We start from the raw sequence: 24,381 nt of genomic DNA, 5'->3' as shown, positions 1-24,381 counted from the left end.
TTCCATAAAAACTATACTGGAATAGAGCAGGATGGTCAAGATAAAAGTGTGCTGTTTTTTACTGCACGCTGACATAGATAATAATTAAATGTTGAGATTTTAATTTGCTGTATTTGTGCAGGAGACAGGAACTTTAATTTGCTGGCTGACATCTGACAAAGGCACTGCAGCGCGATGTGGATAGACGCATCAGACGGTTTGAACGTTTTTGCAGAAAAGGAGGCTGGAATGATTGGAGAGATTGTAAAAGTCATCGTTGACAGACCGCTTGGAAGTTATCATCCAGAACATAAAGACCTGTATTATCCTGTTAACTACGGATATATCGAAGGCATTATGGCTCCGGATGGTGAGGAGCAGGATGCTTATATCATTGGTGTAAATGAAGCTGTTAAAGAATTTACAGGAAAGATTATTGCGATTGTACATCGGTTGGATGATGTTGAAGAAAAATGGGTGGTTGCACCTGAAAATCTTTCTTTTAGTGAGAAGGAAATCATGGAGCAGATAAAGTTTCAGGAACAGTATTTTAAGTCGGAAATCAGAATGTAATAATTTCGTTATAATGAAATTTATGGATTAAATATTTTATGACGGAGATAAATGAGTTGAGGTGATAAGAATGATTCGTGAAGCGAACCAGGAAGATTTGCTGGAAGTGTTGAATTTATATTTGTATTTGCATGAAGAGAATGTTCCGGAACAGTCAGAACATTTATCGGTCATTTGGAATCAAATTATAGCAGATAAAAATCATCATCTTATTGTGAAGGCTATCGACGGAAAGATTGTTTCTTCGTGCGTTTGTGTGATTATTCCAAACTTAACAAGAAACATACGTCCGTATGCGTTTGTGGAAAATGTTGTTACTCATGCAGACTATAGAGGGCATGGTTATGCCACGGAATGCTTAAATTATGCAAAAACCATAGCTGAAAATAATAATTGCTACAAGATGATGCTGCTTACAGGTTCAAAAGAACAAAAGACGTTAGAATTTTATAAAAATGCAGGATATAACTGTACAGATAAAACAGCTTTTATTCAATGGTTAGATATGTAGTGCAAAGTCTATCCTATAGAATTGAACAAAATAGATATTTTAGCTTTGTGTAGGACAAGGTTGTTTATAAATAAAAATGAGGTTGCAAAGACCGTATGATATATGTATCATATGACAGAGAACGCAGAAAGGAGTGGCTTATATATGAGAAGAAGATATGTTATTGCTCAGTAGTCTGAGCTTAAAATAAAAGAATAGTTAAGCTCAGATGAATCCCCGGAAAAGATATTAGGAGGATTGTAATGGGCTATGTTAGGGCAGAGGAGATTCTGCCACACGAATTAATAGAAACTATTCAGCAATATGTCAGTGGAAAAAGCATATACATTCCATGTAGAGAGAAAAAGGATTGGGGTAGCCAGACCAAAACAAAGCAGTATTATGAGTCAAGAAACGATGAAATACGTCAAAAACATATGAGTGGAGTTTCCATAGCAGGCCTTGCAGAAGAGTATTCCTTATCCCAAAAGAGCATCCAAAGAATCTTAAGAACGAGTAATGATACGACAGATTCAAGAAGATGCGAATAGATACAATAAAAGTATATCACCGCTGCGGGGGGTGTGGAAAAAAGCAAGTATTCATAAATACAGGTAAATTTAGAGTGAATGCCAATGGGAGCCGTGTTGATGTATGGCTCATATACAGATGCACAAAATGTAAGCATTCATGGAATCTTGCTGTTTATGAAAGGAAAAAGTCTGCAAAAATCATATCGGATGAGTATAAGCGCTTCTTTGAAAACGATTCTGAACTTGCTTATAAATATGGAAATGATATAGCGTTTTTAAAAAGAAATCATGCTGAATTTAAGTGAGATAGTAAGCCAGATAAATGCGTCTGGCTTATTGTTGTAATAAAGGAGACATAATGAAAGAATATAGATATATTAAGCTGATAGATGAGCCAGCTCTTATGGATGCTGCAGCTACATGGTTTCATAGTAAATGGGGTGTGCCACGAGAAGCATATTTTGAGTGTATGGAAGCTTATCTGAAAGGTTTAACGGAGTATGGCTGGTATCTTTGTTTAGATGAGGATAAAATAATTGCTGGTTTGGGAGTGGTTGAGAATGATTTCCATGACAGAAAAGATCTTGCCCCTAATGTTTGTGCGGTATATACAGAGAAAGAATATCGGAATATGGAGATAGCAGGGCAGTTGCTAAGGCTTGTTGTAGAAGATATGAAAAATAAGGGAATAACACCTGTTTATTTGATTACAGATCATACATCATTCTATGAACGTTATGGTTGGGAATTTTTATGTATGGTTCAAGGTGATGGAGAAGAAGAAAAAACAAGAATGTATATTCATAGATAAAATTATAAAGGAACAAAATTATGTGATCTGGATATTGGGATTTGTTGGGATAAGAGGGATGTCTCAGAGCAGCATTGAGCTACTCTGGGACATTTTTGCAGTTATTTATTGAGTTTTTCTGGTAAATGGATTTCGACTTTTAAGCCATGTGGTAAGACATTTGAAAATTGGATTGCTCCTTGATGCACTTTTACAATCTGCCGCACTATTTTAAGCCCTAATCCATGCTCGGCTTCGTCCGTTTCTTCCTGTGAACTTGGGATGCTGGTATCGTTATTTAGCAGCGACAGATAAGATTCTTTTATTCCACAGCCGGAGTCCGTGACGCAGAATATACAGGTTCCGTTGTCTATTTTGGCAGAAACAGATATCTGACAGCCTTTTGGGTTATGTGTAATGCTATTCTGTATCAGATTGTGGAGCATCCGGTTGAGTAGAGAAACATCTCCATATATAGGTTTTACTGTATCAGAATCTGCTTCAGAATAATTCAATCCATACATTTTTGACAGCCCGCTATTGAAAAATTCACTTATGACCTGTCGGGCAAGCTCAAACGGATTCAAAGCCTGTATGTGGATCGGCTGCATGGAATATTCCAGTTTTGTTGTTAAATTCAGGTCTGCAACCAGTGAACGGAGTTTCTCACTCTGTTTCCGGATGATACCAGCCTGCCTTCTTGTTGCCGCAGGTAAGTCAGGGGTATCTTCAATTTCGCTGGAGTAACCTAAAATGATAGAAAGAGGCGTCCGGATATCATGGGATATTCCGCGAATCCACTCAGCCCGTGTATTATCTTTTTTTATAAGATAGGCTCCGGCATGGTTCAGCCCTGCATTGATTTCTGCAAGCCCTCCTTTCTCTTCCAGATGGAATGCCTTCCCCTGGGAAAGTTTATGGATTCCATCCATAATCGGTCTCATGGCTACTTCGACTTTTCTGGTATTTCGTATGAACAGAATGACCATTACACAGATGTTAATGATCAGGGCACAGATAATACCTAAAATCGCAGCATAAAGATAGTCCGCTTTCATTGAAAAATAGTAATGGACCCTTGTGCCGGGCTGAAAGCCGATGACTAATAGCCCGTCGGGATGTTTCCAGACTTTCACAGGATAGTCATCAAGATACCATTTACTGAATATTGCGATATCCGTTGCGGAATATTCAAGAGGGAGTCCTTTTGGCAAACTGTTTTGCCAGATTACAGTCCCATTTTCATCTAAAAGCATGGCCCATGTATCTGTCTGTGTCAAAATATCCTGTACTTCAGAATCGGCTGCTATGATATCGTCTTTTTTTTCGATCAAAGAGGCGAAATGCTCTATGGGGAAAACGGGATCTTTCACGCCATTCAAATGTGCAGTGAGAAGAAACAGACCGACCAGCACGACATTGACAACAAGAAACAATATTAAAATCCCCAGGGTAGAAAGGATATAGCGCCGAAAAAAACTATCTACCTGTTTCATCGTTTGTCCTCCTTAAGGTGAAGGCAATATCCAAGCCCTTTTACATTTAAAAGTGAAACAGGCTTCGAAGGATTGCCCTCTATCTTTTCTCTTAAATGCCGGATATGTGTTACCAGTGTATTTTCATAACCTTCCCAAAATTCTCCGCAGACTGTTTCGCAAAGGGAGCCTGTGGTTACGATCCTTCCGGCATTTTCAAATAGTTTTTCAAACAACAGGAACTCTTTTGCGGTCAATGAAAATATTTCATTGCCGCGCTGAACTTCCGCTTTATCCAGATCAACAGTGGATGCGTCCAGATATACGATTCTTTCCTTTTCCGGATAGGATCGGTTTAAGATTGCCTGTACACGGAGGAGGAGTTCTTTGGGCAGGAAAGGTTTTACCAGATAATCATCCGCACCATTTTCAAATCCCGAAAACTTATCATCAGCTTCCCCGCGGGCTGTAAGCATCAGCACAGGAACAGTGCTTATTCTGCGGATTTCCTTAAGGACCGTAAATCCGTCCATCCCGGGCATCATTACATCAAGGATTATCATATCAGGCTGATGGTTCCGAAATATACCCAGTGCTTCTTTCCCAGAAGATGCAGTGGCAATTTTTGTATATCCGGCACGTTCAAAAATAGACTGCAGCATTTCCAGAAGATCAGATTCATCATCAACGATAAGAATGCTTTTGTTTTTCATAGGGCACCTCCTTTTTTGTATTCCTTATTATAACTCAAATATTAGAAAAATCCTATTCAGGTTCTGAAATCTCAAGGTAAACTCAAGGTTCCCTCAAGATACCCTCAAGAATGGTATGTTATGCTGATTGCGAATCAAAAAGGAGGTACAAACATTATGAGCGATTACATCATTGAAACCCGGAACCTGACAAAAAAATATGGGGACCAGGAAAGTGTATCTGAGTTAAACATTCACGTTAGGAAAGGGCGTATTTATGGACTGCTTGGGAGAAATGGCGCCGGAAAAACCACAACGATGCGGATGCTTTTGGGGCTGACTGCACCGACATCCGGTGAAGTAAGGATTTTTGGGAGGCAGATACAGGGAAATGAAAAGAAGATTCTCCCCCGTATTGGCAGCCTGATTGAATCTCCGGGATTTTATCCAAATCTTACGGCTACAGAAAACCTTAAAATTTTTGCAAAATTGCGGGGACTGGATGACGGGAATTATATAAAGGGAGCCTTAGAGCTTGTGAATCTGCCGTATCGGGATAAAAAACTTTTTTCACAATATTCCCTTGGTATGAAACAGCGGCTGGCGATTGCCCTGGCAGTTATGCATAATCCGGCAGTATTGATTCTGGATGAGCCGATAAACGGCCTTGACCCTATCGGCATTGCAGAGGTGCGTTCTTTTATCCGGGAATTGTGCGATGTCAGCGGAAAGACCATTCTGATTTCCAGCCATATTCTTTCAGAAATTTCTTTGCTGGCGGACGATATTGGAATCATTGACCACGGCAAGCTGCTGGAGGAAGAAAGTCTTGCTGAACTGGAACAGAAAAACCGGCACTATATACACTTTACAGTATCGGACAGCAGGCAGGCCGCCCATCTGCTGGAGACTGTGTTCCAGACACGGATTTTCAAAATCAAGGATAAGAATAATATCCAGCTCATGGCGGTAAATCTGCCGGTTGCTTCTATTACCCGTTGTTTTGTGGAAAATGGTCTGGAAGTCTCCGAAGCGCACCTTTGTGAGGATACGCTTGAGGACTATTTTAAAAAGGTAACAGGGGGTGAAGGAATTGCTTAACCTGATAGCCGGTGAATTTGCAAAACTGAAGCGCAAAAAGATTGTGCCTTTTATCGTTTTGCTGTCTCTGATGTTCCCTCTTATTGTGGTATACACTTCTAAAATGGGAATGGGGAATGATACGAGTGTGGAATTTTTAAAAGGGCGGTTCGATTTATCTTATACGATGATGCTTGGCTACGGCCTGGTTTTTTTGGAGCCTTGCCTGCTGGGTATTCTGGCCTCCATACTGTTCTTTATGGAGAGGGATAATGATACTTTTAAAAATCTGTGTGTGATTCCGGTTACCACATCGCGGCTGATTGCGGCAAAATTATCTGTCGTATTGTTCTATGGGCTTTTCTACACACTCTGCAACTTTACGTTTATGACTTTCTTTACATGGATTTTAAATGCGGGAATCATTTATGATATTGGATTCAAGCTGGCATTCAGTTTTATTTTTGGAATTGGTATTACAATTGCTACATTGCCTGTCATCGTATTCATTATTTATTTCAACAAATCCTATTTGATTTCCACGCTGCTTTCGTTTTTCTATGCGATTTTGAATTGGGGTGTTTTATCAATCGTTGAAACAAATTTATCACTTGTAAAGATAATCAATCTGTTCCCGACATTATGTTTGATGAACTGGAGCAGCAAAAAAATGTTAGGACGTATGGCAGACAGACATCTTTCAGAAGCAGCTTATTTATTGTTTCCCTCCGACATCTGGGCATTCGTTGTACTGGGGATAACGCTGGTTCTTTCGCTACTGCTCATGCTGCGCTTTTATAAAAAATGGACGAGGTGATGAAATGGATAATCTTATAACTGAATTTTGGAAAATAAAACGGTATTCTGTAATTAAGGCCGGAGCCGCTATGATGTTTCTCTCTGTATTTATGAGTTATTTCTACTCGACGGCCAGCACCTCTGTCGGTTGGGATTTTGGCTATTTTGTCCATCAGGTGATTCAGCAGAACTGTACTTATTTTTTCCCTGTGGTAATGATGCTGACGGCCTCTTTTATCATTTCGAGGGAAACAACGGATGATACACTGAAATCAATTTTAACGGTTCCTGTTACTTATAAAAAGCTGCTGATTGGGAAATTTGAGATTCTTTTTTTCCTCTCCATAGCGTTCAGCCTTATCAATGCTATGCTTACTGTTATTATGAATCTGCTCCTGCAATTTCCCGGCATGACTGCCTGCAGCATCATGATTGCAACGGGGCGGATTATCGCTGCAAATCTTTTGGTTTACCTTTCGGTGCTTCCGCTCATTATTGCCAATACGTTTCTTTTTGGCAGCAGTCTGATCGGTGTGGCAGTTGCGTTCGTATATGGTTACTTTGCAACCTTTGAGGGCTCCCTGCTGAACTGGTTCCCGATCAAGGCCGCAATGATTCTGATTGATCCGTATTGCGGTGCGGAATATGACAGTGTTTCTTATCAGGTTTTTCCCGCAGTCATCGTGTTAATTCTTATGATGCTGTGCTCCGTGGTGTTGTTAAATGCTTTTACACGTCTGGAAAAACTTCCCAATGCAAAAGCAAAAAGAATGCCCAAAAAAGCAGAGCGAAAAAGAGGCTGGTAATCTGGTTGAATAAAAGGAAAGAAAACACAAAAGCAAGCGAGGTGAGTGTCTATGAAAAAAATATGGGTATGTATTGGCATAGCAGTTATGCTGATTTGTTTTAAGCTGGCAGCAGATAGTAAAAATGGAGCAATTTAAGGAGGGATAAGATGAACAAAAAGAAGGTATTGATTGGTGTTGGGATGGCGGTTTTAATCGTCCTCTGTATAGGTATCGCCATTTATGCAGGAACTGGCGGAACTAATTATTATACACAAATTGATAACACAAAGGTAAAAGAAATTGACCCGCACGGTGCGATGAATTATTCCTACACACTGACAGCTTATGATGAAAATGGCAAGAAGCGGGATGTTACTTTTGAAACAAGTAAAATTCTTAGAGATGAGGCCTACTTATGCTTGAAAACGGCGCCAATCCGTGGAGTTGTAAACTGGGAGGAAGTGGAATATACGGAACTTCCATCTGCTGTACAGACTGTTTATTCAGAATGATGTTTTAGTTATTGTTAACAGGGGAGTGTAACTGTTGAAGAAGATATTGATTGTAGAGGACAACGTTACGTTTTTAGAGATTTTATCGCATGCTTTAAGGGGCCAGTTTGAGATATATGAGGCGGGTGGTGTGAATGAGTCTCTGAAGATTCTCGAAAATATAGCAGTTGATTTAATCTGTTCAGATTACAATATGCCGGATGGTACCGGATTAGAGCTTTTAAAGCGGCTTCACAGAAGTGGGAAGAAAATCCCGTTCATTTTAATGTCCGGGACAGAGGATTCATTTGTGATTCGTAGCGTAAGGTTTTATGGCGGAATATTCTGTAACAAGACTGATCCCGATCTGCTAATAACCATTAGAAACATAATAAATTATGAGTAGCAAAATGATAAGATTTGAGCGTGAAATATGAAAAGTGAGACGGATATTTGTATTTGGGGAGAAACTATTCAGAGAATAAAGAAAATGGCAGGGGTGGCAATCCTGTTCGTTTTTATCAGCCTATTGTGTATGCTGTTTGCTGCTATTGGCATTGTGTGGTTATTTGCAGATTGTACAGTCAGGAAATTGGAGAAGGTTGGATGCCTATGAGGAAAAAACGAAGAAAGAAACATCCTGTCAGAAAGATATTTATTAGTCTGTTTTTCATTCTGCTTTGCCTGCTATTTGTATCCTGTGCTTTTTATGGTGTGAAGGGATACCGGATGTATGATAAGGCAGTGAAGGAAAAGTCCATTCGTGAGAGAGTGGAAGAGATTCACAGCATGGAAGGTTTTACTCCCTATTCTGAACTGCCGCAGTTTTATATTGATGCCACAATATCCGTGGAAGACCACAGGTTCAACCGTCATCCTGGCATTGACCTGATCGCAATCGGGAGAGCCGTATGGACGGATCTCAGAGAGATGTCTTTTGTGGAGGGTGGAAGTACGATCACACAGCAGCTTGCAAAAAATATGCTTTTTACACAGGGGAAAAAGCTGGAACGGAAAGCAGCGGAGGTGTTTGCGGCACTGGAGCTGGAATCCCAATATACGAAAGAAGAAATTTTTGGGCTATACGCCAATACGGTTTATTTTGGAAACGGATGTTACGGTATCCGTCAGGCTGCTGTAGGATATTTTGGAAAAGAACCCTCCGAATTAAGCGATTATGAATGTGCGGTATTGGCAGGACTTCCCAATGCCCCGTCCGTTTATTCTTTGGATGAAAATAAGGAACTGGCTTTACAGAGAGTAGAGCAAGTGCTGCGAAGCATGGTAAGAAACAAAATAATCACACAGGAAGAAGCGGACAGAATAGTATCGGCAAGTTAGAAAAGGGAGGGGTATGGCCGGGTGTAAGCATGTAGTCTATAATGTGATCTGCCAGCTTAGGAGAAAGCTGAAGACCCCGGATTTGATCCGGACGATGGTTGGGAGAGGGTATCGGTTTGTGGGGTGAATAAGAGTTGGTAGCAGGCATCTGGAAACAGATGTGGCTATTGACTATACAGATTTTAAGATAGCAATCACGAAATAAGACCTTATTTTCCATTCTTTTTTGGAGTATAATAGGACAAAAATTTTCAAACAGGAGATTTTAAGGTAATGGATATAAACCGAACAGTGCTTTGCGAGAATCTGAAAAAATTTCGTCTTGCAAAAAATTTTACGCAGGAACAGGTAGCTGATATTTTAAATGTTAATACGCAGACAGTTTCAAGATGGGAATGTGGGACAACTTTACCGGATGTTTTATCACTTCCGGCTTTAGCAAGGATTTATGGGGTAACGATTGATGATTTTTATAAAAAGAATCCGGCAGCCTATGATAATTATGCGCAACGCCTGGCGGCTGTCTATGAAAAGACAAGAAAACCAGATGATTTTATGAACTGCCTTTATGAGTATAAAAAGCTCATAAATGAAGGAACACTTTCAATAGAAGATAAGTGGAATTATGCGAACATTCATCAGTGGATGCTTGAATACTGCCAAAATGAAGCAATGAAGTGGTATGACAGCATTCTGAATGGAGGCCCTGATTTGGATGAACATTCCTTTTACAGAGCCTGTGCCTGCCGGATATCGTTACTTTCTACGCTGGGGAAAGGGGAAGAAGCAATTCTTCAGCAGAAAGCACGGGTAGACGCAGAGCCTGAAAATTCCCAGGAGATGGATCTGCTGCTTGATGCATATATTTGTGCGGGAAAAATTCAGGAAGCGTATGACTGCTTTTTGCAGGCAATCGAAAAATTTCCTGATGCCTGGACGCTGTATATTAATGGCGGAGAGGTTTGCGAGAAACTCAAAAAATATGATGAAGCAATCCGGTGCTATGATAAGGCAGGGGAAATAGGAACCTTTTTCTTCGATGAATTATATAGTAAGGCAATGTTGTATGAGAAAACAGGAGATTATGGAAAAGCGTGTGAACTGTATGGGGAAATTGCGGAAAAACTCCGTCGGAAAGGGTTCGATGTTGAAGCTGACATGGCGCAGAGAAGCGCAGAAAAAGATGGACTAATAGCTAAAGAGAAAGAAGATTATGAATCAGAAGAATAAAAGTATTTTCTGGATGGATTCAAAGCGGGTATGTTACGAAAATATTGTGATAAAGACCCTGTCCATACCTGCGGCTTTTCTTAATGCACAGATGTTGGCAATGGTAGTCCGCCAGGCAACTTCTGGAAACGTAGAAGGGGTTGTCCGGTATTCATTTATCCTGATAATTTTGGTGGTGTTATATGCCCTTTTCCAATTTGCAGCAAATATTGATCTGCAGAAAAAAGCGACGCGCGCGGTGCATTGCTCCAAAATTCATTTTCTGGAAAGCTTTCTGGAAAATACGACCGATCAGTTGTTCAGAACTGATTATGGAGAGTTAATCGAAAACATTACCAGCGATATGGATAAGGTGACTGGAAGATATATCGAATTGTATCCAGGCATTGTTTCTGGAGCGATGGAGGCAGTCGGATACTTTTTATTTTTGTTAATCCAAAGTCCGGCCGTGGCCGTATCTCTGGCTGTTATTTCATTGACCCAGCTACTTCCTCCGATGATCGTAAAGAAGTATATGCAGATCAGCTATGAGAAATGCGAGGAAATAGAAGCTGAGATCACAAATCATGTGGTTGAGGCAACAGAAGGTTTTGAGACAATAAAACTGTACGATTTAAAAGCATGGTGGCAGCAGAAACTGTCCGATTATCATAGAAAATATGTGTTGATTGGGAGAAAGGCGGATGCTGCTGCAGCGGCACAGAGATCCATGTATCGGTTGATGGATCATATTTTACAGTTTGGAACTTATGCGTTGATTGGATTTTACGTTATAGCAGGTTATTGTTCGACTGATCTTGCAGTTCAGGCAGTTTATCTCTCCAAAGGTTTTTTCCGTTCAGTCCAGGGTATATTTGAAGCACTTCCCCAAATGGCGGTATCAGAGAATGCAGAAAAACGGATCAGAAAGTGGATCTGTCAGGATGAGAAGCAGAAGAGCCAGGTGAGCCATTATAAAACAAAGGGAATACGGATGGAGCGTGTATCCTGTTGCTGTGGGGACAAAGAGATATTGAACAGTATCTATTACCAGTTTGAGCCTGACAAAAATTATCTGTTAATAGGAAACAATGGCGCAGGAAAGACAACTTTGCTGAACTTGCTGGCCGGGCTTATTCTTCCGGATGATGGTGAAATCTGTATGAAAGGAAAAACAGTTTTTTCGGAGATAAATCCGGATATTCTGTTTTACATTCTGCAGCATGATCCCCAGTACCATTATGATGCGGATGCTTTGTTTAAGATGTTTGGAAAAGAGAAACAGGAAAAGATTGTCCGGATTGCTGAAAGGTTTGGTTTGACAGAAGAAATCAGGAGCGGCAAAGCGATTTGTGACCTTTCTGGCGGAGAAAGAAAAAAAGTATTTCTGTCAATTGGCTTTGCTATGGAGCCGGTCTGGCTGCTGCTGGATGAACCATCCAATAACCTTGACAAAAAAGGCAGAGAGACACTTTTTGAATTAATCAGAGAGAGAAAAGGAACGGTTCTGGTCAGTCATGATCCTTTGTTTCGTGATGCGGCGGATCGTATGATCAGAATTGAGAATGGACAGATATATGATGAGAAGAAAGAATTACAGGATTAAGAGAACAGTCATGCAGAAAGTGATCCGGGAATGTGCATATGCAATGAGGATTCCCCTGCTGATGAATGTATTTACGGCGATCCTGACTGGAACCCTTGGTGTGGTTACTGCGGATACGCTGGGAAAATTTGCAGATTCAGCTTTTGAGTTAAACTTTTCCATGGGGAAAAAACATGCGGCAGCTCTGTTCCTGTGTCTGTTTTTCGTAGCATTTGCCGTACCGTTTACAGGAATGCTTTCAGATTTCGTGATGTTTAAAGAATCACTGCGCCACGATCAGGTTATTTTTGGGCATTACCTGAATAAAAAAATTGAGAAAGGAATGTCATCAGGCAGCGGCAGGATTCAGTATGAACTGGAATATGCGCCGAACCTTCTGCGTATTCAGTGGGTAAGGCTTTTGGGGAAAGCTATTTCCCTGCCTTTTTGCCTGGGATATTTTCTGTATTATGTCGGAAAAATCAGCTGGGGAATGGCAGGATTGATGTTTGCCATAGCGGCAGCAAAACTTATCGTACTTTTTTTCTTTAAAGAAAAGCTGGCTGAATATGACAGACAGGAAAAGATTTATCAGGCAAAGCGTAGAGATTATGAGGCGGATATTGTAAGCATGCCATACATAATAAAAATGTGGGAGATCTGGCAGGGAGCCAGAAGCCGCGTTGAGGAGCTGTTCTGGGAATATTATCATAAAAGTGCGGTTCATCAGATTGCCTGTAAGGTGTCTTCGGAGCAGGCGCAGGAACTGACGAACCAGATGACTATGGTACTGCTTCTTTTGGCAGGTGCCGTGATGGTGGCTGGAGGAAGCGTAACTCCAGGTGAATTTGCCTCTTTGTTTATCTATCTTACGGTTGCTCAGGGGTTTTTAAATGATCTCGTGGAGATCATTCAGAATTATCCGTTACTGAAGAACGCGGCAGAACGGGTATGTGGGTTTTATCAGGATGAAGAAATAACAGGAGGGGAACCGGTGAAGCACTTTTCTGGTATTTCGGGAGAGAAGATTGGTTTTTCTTATCCTGGGAAAAAAGTTTTTGAAAATTTGAATTTTGAAATCATGACAGGAGAAAAGATCCGGATCTGCGGGGAGAATGGTAGGGGAAAATCTACCTGGATGAAAATTCTCTGCACTTCATTGGAAAGCTATGAGGGCAGGATCGAGATATCAGGTCATGATTTTCGCGTCATTAATAAGACGGATTGGAGAAAGCTGATTGCCTGTGCGCCGCAGACGCCATTTTTGTTCCACGAAACAGTTCGGGAAAATATCCTTATGGGCAATAACAAGGCGGGGGAAGAAAAAATGGATCGTCTGATGCGGGAGTTTGGAATCTGGCATCTTGCCGGCCGGAGGATGGAAGAAGATACCAGCTTTTCCGGTGGTGAAAAGCAGAAGATATCGTTGGTCCGCACATTGCTGAAAGATTCCGAAGTTCTGATTCTGGATGAACCTTCCAATCATCTGGATCAGGAGAGCGTCCGTGTTTTGAAGAAATAACTGCAGGAAACAAAGAAAACGGTGATTTTGATTACACATGATACGATTTTGTTTGATGTGGCAAGCCGGTGTATCCAGATAGGATGAAAAAAATAACTGACAATACTGCTTTCTTATCAGGCGATTATGAGTGTGCGGTATTGGCGGATTTCCCAATGCCTGTCCGTTTATTTAATTACACAGGAAGAAGCAGATAGGATAGAGTTAGGGGATTAGGAAGGGAGGTGGATACGAATGACTTCACAAACATTTATAGAACGCCAACCTGTTATCCAACGGGGCAACCTTACCATTGATCCACAGTGCTGTACGGTTTTACTGTCTGGAGCAAAAATCAGTCTGTATCCAAAAGAATTTGATGTCCTCTTTCTGTTGGCACAGTATCCGGGTTGGGTGCTTTCGCCGGAACAGATCTATGAAACTGTTTGGAAGGAGAGCGTGGCAGGGTGTGAGCATGCGGTCTATAACGTGATCTGCCAGCTCAGGAGAAAGCTGAAGAACCCGGATTTGATCCAGACGATGGTTGGGAGAGGGTATCGGTTTGTGGGAAAGTGCAATATATAATTAGATAAATAGAGCGGGCAATCAGTTTGTAAGACAGATTAGGAATAACTGCAGAGGCGGTCAAGGAATATAGGACTGACCTCTGCTTTTTCAATACCTTGCAATAAGACTTGACAAAGTAGAAGTGATACGCTATAATTGAACGAAGATTCAAGATTGGAGAGCAAAATGGCGCAGGTATTGAAGGAAGAAATAAGAGAAAAGATTCTAAAGGCGGCTTTAGAAGAATTTTATGGTAGGGGATATAAATCGTCTGCCATGCGAAACATTGCAGAGAAAGCGAAAATCCCTACTGGTCTTATTTACTCTTATTACAAGAATAAGGAAGCTCTCTTTGATGCCGTCCTCCGCCCTGTTTTGTATGATTGGGAACGGGTATTGACCTCTGGCGAAGAGAATACAAACAAACATAGGGATACAGAAATCTATGGATTGAGTAAAGCAGAGATTGAATGTTTGCTTAATCTTTTTGAACATCGGAAAGAATTTATTATCCTGATTGACAAAAGTGATGGGACAATATATGAACATGAGAAAGAGCGTTTTGTTCAGGATATAGAAGATCATTTGGTAAAACACAGAAACGATGATACCATCGACACTGTTTTTATCCATATCATTGCAAATAATTTCGTAGATGGTTTGATGCAGATTATGTATCATTACCAGGGAAAGGAATGGGCAGTTATGATATTACAAAAGTTATCAAAAATGTATTTGTCGGGAATCGGTCTTTAGATCGGTTCCCATTTTTTATTGGACAATATTGAATTTTTGTTCAATTATAAAAAGGGGGAATTTTATATGATGTCACTATTTATACGATTGTTTGTTAAGAACAAAGATGATGTATCAAATCCGAGTGTAAAGAAAGCCTATGCCACATTGTCAAGTATTGTCGGCATTCTGCTAAATTTGCTTCTTTGTACGGCAAAAATAGCAATCGGGTTATTCAGTCATTCAGTTGCTATTTCAGCAGACGGGTTTAACAACCTGTCAGATGTGGGAACGAATCTGGTGTCACTTCTGGGATTTCAGATTGCAAGATACGGCGGGGGGAATACGCATCCTTTTGGACATGGGAGAATTGAGTGGATCATGGGGATTTTTGCATCTATTGCTGTCCTGCTTATGGGAATAAAACTGGCAGGAACTTCGGTCAGGGCGATTACAAATCCACAAGAGCCAGTATTTAGTGCTGCCGTAGTAATTGTGTTGGTGCTTTCTATTCTGGTCAAGGTTTATATGTACTACTACAATAAGCAATTTGCAAAGATTACTGATTCGGAAACACTGAAAGCAACTGCCGCTGATTGTATCAGCGACTCTGTTGCAACTATCGCAGTTTTGGTTTCAACGGTTATATCTCATTTTACTCATTTGGGGATTGATGGTTATTACGGTGTTGTGGTGTCTGTATTCATTATCTTTGCAGGAGTGAAAAGTTTGTGGGAAGTGTTAGGGCGCATTATGGGAAAAGCCGCAGATGCAGGTACAAAAGATACGATCCTGCAGATGGTCAGGTCACATCCGGAAATCGTTACAGTCCATAATCTGATGCTGCACGATTATGGATTTGGGTATTTTGTGGTTTCTATGCGTGCGGAAGGACATAGGAAGGATAGTGAACTGCTTTACACAAGTGTCAGCCAATTATCTTATGAACTGTACCAAAAGTTTCATTGTGATTGCTTTATACAGATTGACTATCTTCTGGAGGATGAAGTATTAACACAGAACCTTACAGAGCAAATATACGATGTGATAAGCAGGCACAGTGATGAGATTACGATTGATAACTTTAGACTGATTGATAGTGGCCCTTGCATTCATGTGGCTTTCGACATGGTCTACCCAGCCGAATTGCAAAAGAGAGAAGAAGAAATTCGTAAAGATATTATAGAAAAGATTGAGTCTGAAAATCCAGGATACCATGTCATTATCAAAGGTATTATACGGCGTGAGCGTTTCAGCCTGCACCGGTAATATACATTATTTTAACTTTAAGGAGGATACTCAAATGGCAGAAAAGTCAAATCGAATTTATTTATTAGAAGAAGCAGGCGTTGCTTCTGCATTACTTAAACTGGGGATACCGACGATGGTTGGTATGCTGATCTCCGCACTATACAACGCTATTGATGCGTATTTTGTAGGAGGTCTGGGAATGAGCCAGATGGGAGCGGTATCCGTTGTGTTCCCAATCGTGCAAATTATCATAGGTCTGGGTATGATGTTTGGCGCAGGAGCTTCATCATACATATCCCGGCTGCTTGGAAAGGGAGATAACGACCAGGCAAATAAAACAGCTTCCACTGCACTTTTTTCTGGACTTCTTGTGGGAGCAATTATCATCATAGGCATTATGGCTTTTCTTGACCCTGTGCTTATTTCGTTAGGTTCAACAGAAACTATTTTACCTTACGCAAGGGCCTATGCAAAAATCTATGTAACCGGCTCAATCATCAATGTATTTACTGTTATGATGAACAACCTGCTTACAGCACAGGGAGCTACTAAGTTCACGATGATCGCCATGCTTACGGGAAGTATCGCTAATGTGATTTTAGATCCTATCATGATTTATGGTATGGAGTTAGGCATTGAGGGAGCAGCTATCGCAACGGTTATCTCGTTGTGTATCAATATGACAATTTATATCGGGTACATCGTAAAAAAGAAAGGTGTATTGAGATTTTCAGTTAAGAACATAGCACCTTCAAAGACTATTTATGCAGAAGTTTTGAAAATAGGTATTCCTGTACTTTTGTTCCAGCTTCTTGCGAGTGCAGCAATGGGAACAATCAATACTGCATCAAAACCTTATGGCGATTATGCGGTAGCAGCCATGGGAGCTGTTACCCGTATTATGACTGTAGTAACCTATGTTGTTTTCGGATTTTTGAAAGGCTTTCAGCCGTTTGCAGGATATAACTATGGTGCAAAGAAGTTTGACAGATTGAAAAAATCTATTCAGCTCTGCATGATTTGGTTGACAGTATTTGGGGCAATTGCGGCCGTGATACTTGTTGTATTTGCAAATCCGATTGTTTCACTTTTTGGAACGGATGCGCAAATGATTGATTTAGCAGAAAAGGCACTCAGGTTGAATGCAGTATTGTTTATAACTTTTGGGTTCCAAATGGTGTATGCGACACTGTATCTTGCTATTGGCAAAAGTTTAGTGGGAAGTGTACTCAGCTTGAGCAGACAGGGTATTTTCTTTTTCCCTCTGGTTATCGCATTGCCCCGGCTGTTTGATCTAACTGGCGTGATATGGGTACAGCCTATGGCAGACTTGTTAACAACGATCATCACAGTTATTTTTGCTATAAAGATAAATCATACTTTAGCAGATAGGATTTCTATATCTCAACAGGAGGTGGCTTGATCTGAAATTAGGGAGATCATCGGAGGATTACCTGGAAGCTGTTCTCATCATGCAAAAAAAGAAAGGAATGGTGCGCTCTGTTGATCTTGCACGTCATATGGGATTTTCTAAACCAAGTATCAGCCATGCGGTAAAAATTCTGCGGGAAGGCGGTTTCCTTTCTGTGGACGGGGATGGATATCTCCATTTGACCGATCAGGGCAAAGTGGTAGCAGAAAGTATCTATGAGAAGCATCAGTTCTTTACATCATATTTGATAGAAGTTGGTGTTGATCCAGTACAGGCCGAAGCGGATGCTTGTATGATTGAACATTGCATCAGTGAAGAAAGTTTTCTGAGGTTAAGAGAAGCTGCAAATGGAGTCAGAGGTGTGCAATATGGTAAATGTTGTGACGGTTGAATCGGGAACATCTATCCTCCAAAAAATAGAAAGTTTTCATGGAGGATAGATTACAGCACCGGGTCATAAATTTGTCATCTTTTGTCGAAAACTTTTTAAAATTATAGACGGTTCATAACTCATTTATAGGTCGTTCATAGCTCGGTAGTTTATAATGGCAGAAAAGAAAGAAACCAGCAGTAATAAATAATGGATACTTGAAATGTATTGATAGAAGATAAAGAAAGTGACCATAAGTTCGCTATTCAAAAGAGCAACAGGAAGGAAATGCAAAAGTGGATGTACTATTTATTATGATGGAAAAAGTCCAGGAGGGATTTTGCGAAGAACTTATGAAGCTTGCCAACCAGTACGGGTATAAACTGAATAAGGCAGCTTACCGGACAATGGATATTGTGTGTGGAAGCCTCCAGATTATTCCATCGAAACGGCAGGTGTTTTGTGATGGAGACGAAATCACCATGACGAGTAAGGAGTTTGATATTCTGGAATTTCTTGCCAGAAACCAGGGACAGGTGTTTAGTAAAGAGCAGATTTATGATAGGATATGGGGAGAATATTATGTGGCAGATGACCGGAATATTACTGCTTATATCAACAAAATCCGTAAGAAGATCGAGCCGGACCAGTCCAATCCAATTTACATTCAGACAGTCTGGGGCGTAGGCTACAAATTTAATGAGAAGATAGGATAAGCAGGGATGTATGAAATATGCAGTCTCTGCTTATTTTATAAAACAGAGCTATAGTTCAAACAAAGGAGGATTTGGAAATGGGAAATGAAGTAACGGAAAAACTGGTGTTTTTCTGCAGAACTTAAGATGTGAGGACGTAGGCAGGGAGACGCTGGTACATCTTGCCGGCAGTAAAAGAGAAAAAGAAAATTTGAGCAATCTTCGTACCGGATACGAAAAATTGAAAGAACGGATGCCGGCCTCTGACAAAGATTATCTGGAGAAGTATATGGAGCAGGCAGAAAGAGCCGCTTTTGAGGAACAGCAGGAAGCGTATCTGCAGGGGATGCATGACGCTTTCCAGATTCTGCAGGGGACAGGCGTGATCCGGGCGAGTGAAAAGGTGGAAAATCTGATCAGGCAAATAGAAAATGACTCATTCAATTCTTAGAATGGGTCATTTCTTTTGGTATGTCTTATTGGCGGTGTCATTGCAGTACGGTGGAGAGCATCATGGAGGCGCTAGCCTGCGGAATAAAAAAGCGGGGCAGCGCTGCCCACGCTAGATGATAAGCGGGGCATTGGCCTGATTACCGGGGTGCGCCAGGGACAGGGAAAGCCGGACAAGATATTCATCCACAAATGTGTATTGCCAGAGATGTTAAAAGGACATTTCCAGAAGTGTCAAAACAACATGTCTGGAAATGTAGAAATGACAGGTCTAGACATGTCAAAAGGACACGCTAATAAGACTGATAGAAATCATACTGAGTATAGTGAGACTCAATCAATCTATCAGGCGGAACAGATGTGGATGGAGGATGGGATGAAAGAATATTCTGTTTATCAGCATTGCAGGAAAAGAAGGTATGCCGCACCAGTGGATGTCCTGATGGATGTGGGAATCCTGCAAAAGCAGAAATATGAGGAATGGAGATTTGGGAAAATCCCATATCTGGAAGCTGTTTGTCACTGTAATCTCCGCCAACTCTCTTTCCTTATGAAACAGATACGGTGTTATGCTGACAAAAACGGATTGAAGCCGTCATTTTGCTATTATAAGAGATGGGGAACAAGCCGGTATATCCGCTGCGGTTCAGTAAAAGTGGAAAAGCAGAAATAGAAAAGGCATATGCGACACATTTTCTTGACCCAAAAAGGATTGAGGAAATAAAGACAGAGGAAAAGTGCAAAAATCAAAATTGAAAAAATATGGAAAACCGGCAGAAATGGGATTTTCTTAGAGTATAATTATCATTGGCAAAAATAAAAGGAAGAGGCAAAAACCTCTTCCAAATCATACAGATTTAGCTTATTGTTTAATTGTCGAGAAAAAACAAAAGGAGTCTGTATGATGAAATTAATGATAAAGGAAAACGGCGTAACTTTCAAGGAGTTGGAGAAAAATATTTATTCATGGATCTGTGAGATCGGACGTCAATTCACTAGCGAGTTTCTGGAGCGGTATGATCGGATGCTGATGGAGGAAAGGGACAAAAGCAGATACAGACATAAAGGCACCCGCCAGACTACGGTGAAAACAGTGTATGGAGAAGTGACATATAACAGGGTGGTTTATGAGGTGACGGAGGAAGATGGGACCCGGCGCTTTGTATATCTGCTGGATGAAATGCTGGAACTGGAGAATGTCGGGCTGGTCTCAAGAAATATGGCGGAGCTTCTGGTAAAGGGGATAACAGAGCTGTCCTACCGTGCGTGTGCAGAAAAGGTAAGTGAAATGACCGGGCAGAGCATTAGCGCAATGGGGGTATGGAACGTGATCCAGGCACTTGGAGAGAAGGTCTGTGAGGAAGAGAAGGAGCTTGTTGAATCCCACAAAGAAGGCCGGATACATGGAGAAAAAGAAGTGCCGGTGCTGTTTGAGGAAGCGGATGGAATCTATATCAGCCTGCAGGGAAAAGACTGGAAGAAAGAGGGACAGAATAAGGCAGAGATGAAAGTGGCGATCGCGTACGACGGTTGGAAGAAAACAGGAAAAGACCGGTATATTCTTCCGGAGAAGGTAGTGACTGCAGGATTTGCAAAGGCGAAAGAGTTCCATGCATACAGGGAAGCTGCCATAGCAGAGAAATACAACCTGGATGAAGTGAGCCAGAGGATCCTGAATGCGGATGGGGCATCGTGGATCAGGAAAGTAAAGGATAAAAGTACGTGCTTCCAGCTGGATCCATTCCACCGGAATAAGGCAGTAAAAGAAAATATCCATAATGGTAAGGCCGTGCAGGACATCATGGAACTGCTGGAAGAAGAAAAGACGGAAGAGCTTTTTCATTATCTTGAAACATACAGGAACAGTCTGTGGGAAAAAAGAGAGATAGAGGACGCAGAAAAACTAATCCAGTATTATGAGAACAACCGAGAGGGACTTTTACCGTACCAGTCACAGGGACTTGAGCTTCCGGAACATCCGGAAGGTCTGGAGTATCGGAATATGGGGACGATGGAGAACCATGTGTGGAGCATAATAGCCCGCAGAATGAAGCACAACCATACCAGCTGGAGCAAACGTGGAGGGAACCATCTGGCAAAGATACTTGCGAAGAAATGTAGCGGAAAATTATACGAAGTGACAGAGAAGCTGAGGAGGCCGGTATTTGAAGAAGAACAGGTAGAAGAACTGTACGGGGAGATCCTGATGTCAGCGAAAGCGCCCAAGAAAGATGGAAAAGGGTATGCCTATCCGGCCATGGGTCATATGGTCGGGCTGGAAGGGAGAATCCGTGGGGATAGGAAAAAACTTTTGGCAATGGCAGGATATTAAGCGGAACTAGCCTGACAAAAGTATGGTAAATCATGTATGAAAAAATTTGCCAATGTTTACTTGACAGAAACTGGGATTTTTCTGTTCCTCCAAAACAGTTGATTTTCTGCGGCATTTTGCGTATAATAAAGATGAGCAGGTAGCTATGCTTGCGGGACTACAAAAGGAAGTGCCATTAACACAAGAAGGAGGTGCGATTATGGCTACGTCGAGCATTTTTACAAATATCGTGATCAGCGATCCGAAAAAAGCAGAGAAGTTTATTGATGCACTTGAAGCGTCAAGCCTTGATCCTGAATGGAAGCCGACTACACCTGTCAAGCCGCCACTCACTGATATAGAAGCGATTCGCAGACTGATGGCAAAGAGGGTTCAGAAAAAGTGAGTAATTTTACATCGGTAAATATTCTGGATATGATAAACGCAATCGGAGAGGAGGAATTGCAGCTCATTCTCTCCGATTTCTCTTGTCCGAAGAATCATGAAATTGAGGAATTTGTAAGAAAAAACGCAATAGAGTTTGCCAAACGCAAGATGTCTATTACATATTTGGTGGTTGACGGGGAAAGCAGAATCGTGGGAATCTTCACATTGACCCATAAGGCAGTACAACTGCTAGATACAGGACTGACAGGAACTGTGAGAAGAAAAATCCAGCGTCATGCTCGTCTGGACGAGGCAACGGACTCTTACATGTTATCCGCTTTTTTGGTTGCCCAGTTTGGGAAAAATTATCAGTATGAGGAGTCGGCGGCACTCACAGGAAATGAATTGATGGATATGACGATAGTCACTCTAAAAGAAATTCAGCGGCAGATCGGCGGCGGAGTTGTATATCTTGAGTGTGAGGACAAGCCTAAGCTGTTGTCATTCTACCAGAATAAGGAGAACCGCTACCAGATATTTGGAGACAGATATTCTGTAAGGGATTCTGTTAAGTATATCCAGCTGATGAAAATTATTTAAAAGGGAAAATCCCATCCGGTGCTGCATGGATGGGATTTCTTTTTATGAGCGGTCTTGTGATTGGGTAATCAATGGCTCAAGGTTGTTTTTTTGCCTGAGAATGGAATCTACATTGGAGCAGACCGTCCGCAATTCTTTTTGGTATTCTTTAAAATATTGATAGGTTTCATACTGCGCTGACCGCTGGATGGTCAGTTTTTCTTTTTCAGCTTTTAATGATTTCATAGACGGGATTTTCCCATCGGCATTTTTCTCTTTGAAAAATTTGACCGCAGATTCGTAAAGTTCAAGTTCCGCCTGGTGTTCCTGGCGGAATATAATCCATGATCTGACTGTAATCAGCGTTTTTGCTTGCGATATGTTTCAACACTGCCATGATAATCACCTGCCATTTCTGCAATCTCTTTCCGCATTTCAAATAGCTGTGAGATACATTCGTGTATTTCGTCCTGCATTGCTTTGGAACGGATACCGCCCATGTGGAAATACCGTGCGATCTGGTTTAGGTTGCTCCCGATTTTCCCAAACTCTGCGGCCAGCTTCTGAAGCTCCGGCACATCGGCAACCACTTCATAGGTAATGTTTACCTTTCCGTCCAGCAACAGTTTCCGGATATAGGCGGAAGCACTAAGGCCGGCTTCCTTTGCCATTCTGGTCACAAGGTCATACTCCACATCTGTCAGGCGGAAAGCAATCAGATGGGAGCGGGCCAGTTCTTTTTCTTTCTTTGGTCTTGCCATAATCTCTCCTTTTTCCATATGCGTCAGCATATCCGGCATACGCTGTATGACGCTGCGACCACGAGTTTCGTGGAAGCCAAACAGCACAATTTTATTGTGCGTCCACCGAGGGAATGGGGAACCGGAATCCCCATCAAGATATGCCAGGTATGCGAAAATCCATGAAATGGGTTTTTGTATAACATAGGCGAATCTTGCCCTGGAAAAGAAAATCCCTCTTATATATCCCTATCGGGAAAAACACAAAAACAAGCCGCACACAAAAATGAATAGGACAGCTTGATTTTCAGCCGCCGGCGGAAAGGGTAAGTGAAAGAAATGGCGCTTATAGGGAGCAGAGAACCAGACAGGAGAGGAGAAAAAGGAATGAGGAAACGGGCAGATTATCCACTGAATTTGCTGAGGGATATTCCGGTGGGGCAGATTTTATCGGACGATCAGATGAAAGGGCTGGAATATGTTTTAGGACAGCTGACGTAACGGGAGCAGATGGTTTTGGAATACCGTTATGTAAAAGGAATGAGCTATTCGGAAATCGGTGCGGCATTTGAACTGACAGGCAGCCGGATACAGCAGATCATAAACAGAGCATTGCGGAAGCTGCGGCATCCGGCGAGGACGGCATATATCAGGGAAGGATTTGCCGCACATGAAGCCTCTATTTTGGAACATGTCCGTAGGACAATGGAAAAGAAAAAGGGGAGACTGCCGGTTGCCGGCGATAGAATCTTAGACCAGGATATTGAAATTTTGCAGCTATCCATAAGACCATATAATTGTTTAAAGCGGCATGGCATTGGCACCATTCATGAACTGCTGCGGATGATGCTAAAAGAAGATTGGCATAAGGAGTGCAGGAATCTTGGGAGAAAGGGAGCGAAGGAGATTGTGGATAATCTGCTGAAATTGGGAATCGTAGATACGGAGTATCCGGGATGCCGCCCTTTTGTGATAGATCGGCATGAAGCAGAAAAACTTTGCCTTACGGAACAGGAGTGGGCAGTATTGGAACATCTCAAAAAACTTCCTGATACAAATTATTGTGACAGCTTGTTTTCCGGCCCTCGCAGGAAGGGGTAAGTGAAAGGAGCTGGTACGATGGCAAAGAAGCAAACAGAGCAGGAAACGCTTGCGGAGAGATTAAAAAGAATGGCACAGACGGATATCAGGACTGTGGATAAGAATACCCTGGTGGAGAGAAGTACCGTGAAACTTGATCCGGCCATGAGCCGGGAAGAACGCATTTTGAGTTTTATCGAGCAGATCAAAAATCCATACTGCTATCTGTATGATGGCGTGGTGGTAAAGGTCAGCTTTATGGATACGGACGTAACCTTGGAGGAGCGTCTGGAAGAATATGTGCGGAATCTGTAAAAAGAATATTTTTATCGCAATACCCTCTTGAAAAATGCGTGGAGTTATGGTAACTTGGATGCAGGTCAAAAATTTAAAACTAACAATGAGTAGAACTCCTATGATTGAGGGTAATCCTATGTCTCAATCACAGGAGGTTTTTTT

31 protein-coding genes and 1 pseudogene are annotated in these 24,381 nt (G+C 41.6%); 28 read left to right on the top strand and 4 right to left on the bottom strand.

What is annotated here, in order from left to right:
* The first annotated feature begins 228 nt into the window (after positions 1-228).
* The 5 genes from ABXS75_13480 (at position 229) to ABXS75_13460 (ending at position 2,386) form a co-directional block, all read left to right on the top strand.
* Positions 229-552 (top strand): inorganic pyrophosphatase, encoded by a 324-nt coding sequence (locus ABXS75_13480; GenBank protein ID XCP84077.1) that lies wholly within the window; start codon positions 229-231, stop codon positions 550-552.
* A 70-nt stretch (positions 553-622) separates the two neighbouring features.
* Positions 623-1,063 (top strand): GNAT family N-acetyltransferase, encoded by a 441-nt coding sequence (locus ABXS75_13475; GenBank protein ID XCP84076.1) that lies wholly within the window; start codon positions 623-625, stop codon positions 1,061-1,063.
* 242 nt (positions 1,064-1,305) lie between these two features.
* Positions 1,306-1,593, top strand: coding sequence for a CD3324 family protein (locus ABXS75_13470; GenBank protein XCP84075.1), 288 nt, complete (start codon positions 1,306-1,308; stop codon positions 1,591-1,593).
* On the top strand, positions 1,584-1,880 hold the full coding sequence (locus ABXS75_13465) for a DUF1062 domain-containing protein (protein XCP84074.1): 297 nt from the start codon (positions 1,584-1,586) through the stop codon (positions 1,878-1,880). The genes ABXS75_13470 and ABXS75_13465 overlap by 10 nt, the downstream gene beginning before the upstream one ends.
* 53 nt (positions 1,881-1,933) lie before the next feature.
* Positions 1,934-2,386 (top strand): GNAT family N-acetyltransferase, encoded by a 453-nt coding sequence (locus ABXS75_13460; GenBank protein ID XCP84073.1) that lies wholly within the window; start codon positions 1,934-1,936, stop codon positions 2,384-2,386.
* Between the two features lie 101 nt (positions 2,387-2,487).
* Here ABXS75_13460 and ABXS75_13455 read toward each other — a convergent pair whose 3' ends face one another.
* Complete coding sequence (locus tag ABXS75_13455) at positions 2,488-3,861, bottom strand: HAMP domain-containing sensor histidine kinase (GenBank protein ID XCP84072.1); 1,374 nt, start codon at positions 3,859-3,861, stop codon at positions 2,488-2,490.
* Positions 3,858-4,553, bottom strand: coding sequence for a response regulator transcription factor (locus ABXS75_13450; GenBank protein XCP84071.1), 696 nt, complete (start codon positions 4,551-4,553; stop codon positions 3,858-3,860). The genes ABXS75_13455 and ABXS75_13450 overlap by 4 nt, the downstream gene beginning before the upstream one ends.
* Before the next feature lie 156 nt (positions 4,554-4,709).
* On the opposite strand from ABXS75_13450, the gene ABXS75_13445 reads away from it, so the two are divergent.
* The 21 genes and pseudogenes from ABXS75_13445 (at position 4,710) to ABXS75_13345 (ending at position 22,123) form a co-directional block, all read left to right on the top strand.
* Positions 4,710-5,633, top strand: coding sequence for an ABC transporter ATP-binding protein (locus ABXS75_13445; GenBank protein XCP84070.1), 924 nt, complete (start codon positions 4,710-4,712; stop codon positions 5,631-5,633).
* Positions 5,626-6,429 carry an ABC transporter permease gene (locus tag ABXS75_13440; protein XCP84069.1) on the top strand — a complete coding sequence of 268 codons (804 nt, stop codon included), beginning with the start codon at positions 5,626-5,628 and terminating at the stop codon, positions 6,427-6,429. Before ABXS75_13445 ends, ABXS75_13440 begins: the two co-directional genes overlap by 8 nt.
* 4 nt (positions 6,430-6,433) lie before the next feature.
* Positions 6,434-7,216, top strand: a complete 783-nt coding sequence (locus ABXS75_13435; GenBank protein ID XCP84068.1) for an ABC transporter permease — start codon at positions 6,434-6,436, stop codon at positions 7,214-7,216.
* A 149-nt stretch (positions 7,217-7,365) separates the two neighbouring features.
* A complete protein-coding gene (locus ABXS75_13430) occupies positions 7,366-7,710 on the top strand; it encodes a YxeA family protein (protein ID XCP84067.1) in 345 nt (114 codons plus the stop codon).
* Positions 7,711-7,744: 34 nt separating this feature from the next.
* Complete coding sequence (locus ABXS75_13425) at positions 7,745-8,095, top strand: response regulator (protein ID XCP84066.1); 351 nt, start codon at positions 7,745-7,747, stop codon at positions 8,093-8,095.
* 206 nt (positions 8,096-8,301) lie between these two features.
* Complete coding sequence (locus ABXS75_13420) at positions 8,302-9,030, top strand: biosynthetic peptidoglycan transglycosylase (GenBank protein XCP84065.1); 729 nt, start codon at positions 8,302-8,304, stop codon at positions 9,028-9,030.
* 13 nt (positions 9,031-9,043) lie between these two features.
* A complete protein-coding gene (locus ABXS75_13415; GenBank protein XCP84064.1) occupies positions 9,044-9,157 on the top strand; it encodes a helix-turn-helix domain-containing protein in 114 nt (37 codons plus the stop codon).
* Between the two features lie 146 nt (positions 9,158-9,303).
* On the top strand, positions 9,304-10,260 hold the full coding sequence (locus ABXS75_13410; protein ID XCP84063.1) for a helix-turn-helix domain-containing protein: 957 nt from the start codon (positions 9,304-9,306) through the stop codon (positions 10,258-10,260).
* Positions 10,244-11,845, top strand: coding sequence for an ABC transporter ATP-binding protein (locus ABXS75_13405; protein ID XCP84062.1), 1,602 nt, complete (start codon positions 10,244-10,246; stop codon positions 11,843-11,845). The genes ABXS75_13410 and ABXS75_13405 overlap by 17 nt, the downstream gene beginning before the upstream one ends.
* Positions 11,817-13,346, top strand: a complete 1,530-nt coding sequence (locus ABXS75_13400; protein ID XCP84061.1) for an ABC transporter ATP-binding protein — start codon at positions 11,817-11,819, stop codon at positions 13,344-13,346. The genes ABXS75_13405 and ABXS75_13400 overlap by 29 nt, the downstream gene beginning before the upstream one ends.
* A gap of 234 nt (positions 13,347-13,580) precedes the next feature.
* Complete coding sequence (locus ABXS75_13395) at positions 13,581-13,910, top strand: winged helix-turn-helix domain-containing protein (protein XCP84060.1); 330 nt, start codon at positions 13,581-13,583, stop codon at positions 13,908-13,910.
* A 168-nt stretch (positions 13,911-14,078) separates the two neighbouring features.
* A complete protein-coding gene (locus ABXS75_13390) occupies positions 14,079-14,648 on the top strand; it encodes a TetR/AcrR family transcriptional regulator (GenBank protein XCP84059.1) in 570 nt (189 codons plus the stop codon).
* Positions 14,649-14,714: 66 nt separating this feature from the next.
* Complete coding sequence (locus ABXS75_13385) at positions 14,715-15,896, top strand: cation diffusion facilitator family transporter (GenBank protein ID XCP84058.1); 1,182 nt, start codon at positions 14,715-14,717, stop codon at positions 15,894-15,896.
* Positions 15,897-15,930: 34 nt separating this feature from the next.
* Complete coding sequence (locus tag ABXS75_13380) at positions 15,931-17,301, top strand: MATE family efflux transporter (GenBank protein XCP84057.1); 1,371 nt, start codon at positions 15,931-15,933, stop codon at positions 17,299-17,301.
* 1 nt (position 17,302) lies between these two features.
* Positions 17,303-17,701: a metal-dependent transcriptional regulator gene (locus ABXS75_13375; GenBank protein ID XCP87154.1), complete on the top strand. Its 399-nt coding sequence runs from the start codon at positions 17,303-17,305 to the stop codon at positions 17,699-17,701.
* Between the two features lie 275 nt (positions 17,702-17,976).
* The gene (locus ABXS75_13370) at positions 17,977-18,396 is read left to right on the top strand and encodes a winged helix-turn-helix domain-containing protein (GenBank protein XCP84056.1); all 420 of its coding nucleotides are present in this window, start codon (positions 17,977-17,979) and stop codon (positions 18,394-18,396) included.
* A 190-nt stretch (positions 18,397-18,586) separates the two neighbouring features.
* Positions 18,587-18,826 carry a hypothetical protein gene (locus ABXS75_13365; GenBank protein XCP84055.1) on the top strand — a complete coding sequence of 80 codons (240 nt, stop codon included), beginning with the start codon at positions 18,587-18,589 and terminating at the stop codon, positions 18,824-18,826.
* Between the two features lie 357 nt (positions 18,827-19,183).
* Positions 19,184-19,581: pseudogene (locus ABXS75_13360) on the top strand (hypothetical protein).
* A 148-nt stretch (positions 19,582-19,729) separates the two neighbouring features.
* The gene (locus ABXS75_13355) at positions 19,730-21,157 is read left to right on the top strand and encodes an ISLre2 family transposase (protein ID XCP87153.1); all 1,428 of its coding nucleotides are present in this window, start codon (positions 19,730-19,732) and stop codon (positions 21,155-21,157) included.
* A gap of 199 nt (positions 21,158-21,356) precedes the next feature.
* The gene (locus ABXS75_13350; GenBank protein XCP84054.1) at positions 21,357-21,542 is read left to right on the top strand and encodes a hypothetical protein; all 186 of its coding nucleotides are present in this window, start codon (positions 21,357-21,359) and stop codon (positions 21,540-21,542) included.
* A complete protein-coding gene (locus ABXS75_13345) occupies positions 21,539-22,123 on the top strand; it encodes a GNAT family acetyltransferase (GenBank protein XCP84053.1) in 585 nt (194 codons plus the stop codon). Before ABXS75_13350 ends, ABXS75_13345 begins: the two co-directional genes overlap by 4 nt.
* Before the next feature lie 42 nt (positions 22,124-22,165).
* Here ABXS75_13345 and ABXS75_13340 read toward each other — a convergent pair whose 3' ends face one another.
* Both ABXS75_13340 and mobC read right to left on the bottom strand, forming a co-directional pair.
* Positions 22,166-22,348: a hypothetical protein gene (locus ABXS75_13340; GenBank protein ID XCP84052.1), complete on the bottom strand. Its 183-nt coding sequence runs from the start codon at positions 22,346-22,348 to the stop codon at positions 22,166-22,168.
* A gap of 113 nt (positions 22,349-22,461) precedes the next feature.
* On the bottom strand, positions 22,462-22,863 hold the full coding sequence (gene mobC / locus ABXS75_13335) for a plasmid mobilization relaxosome protein MobC (GenBank protein XCP84051.1): 402 nt from the start codon (positions 22,861-22,863) through the stop codon (positions 22,462-22,464).
* 489 nt (positions 22,864-23,352) lie between these two features.
* On the opposite strand from mobC, the gene ABXS75_13330 reads away from it, so the two are divergent.
* Positions 23,353-23,943 (top strand): DNA-directed RNA polymerase subunit alpha C-terminal domain-containing protein, encoded by a 591-nt coding sequence (locus ABXS75_13330; GenBank protein ID XCP84050.1) that lies wholly within the window; start codon positions 23,353-23,355, stop codon positions 23,941-23,943.
* A gap of 18 nt (positions 23,944-23,961) precedes the next feature.
* Complete coding sequence (locus ABXS75_13325) at positions 23,962-24,237, top strand: DUF6870 family protein (protein XCP84049.1); 276 nt, start codon at positions 23,962-23,964, stop codon at positions 24,235-24,237.
* Positions 24,238-24,381: the final 144 nt, after the last annotated feature.

The sequence above is a fragment of the Roseburia hominis genome, assembly GCA_040702975.1.
Taxonomy (GTDB): domain Bacteria; phylum Bacillota; class Clostridia; order Lachnospirales; family Lachnospiraceae; genus Allocoprococcus; species Allocoprococcus hominis_A.
Note: the sequence above shows the minus strand (reverse complement) of the source record. Positions and strands in the feature narration are given on the sequence as shown.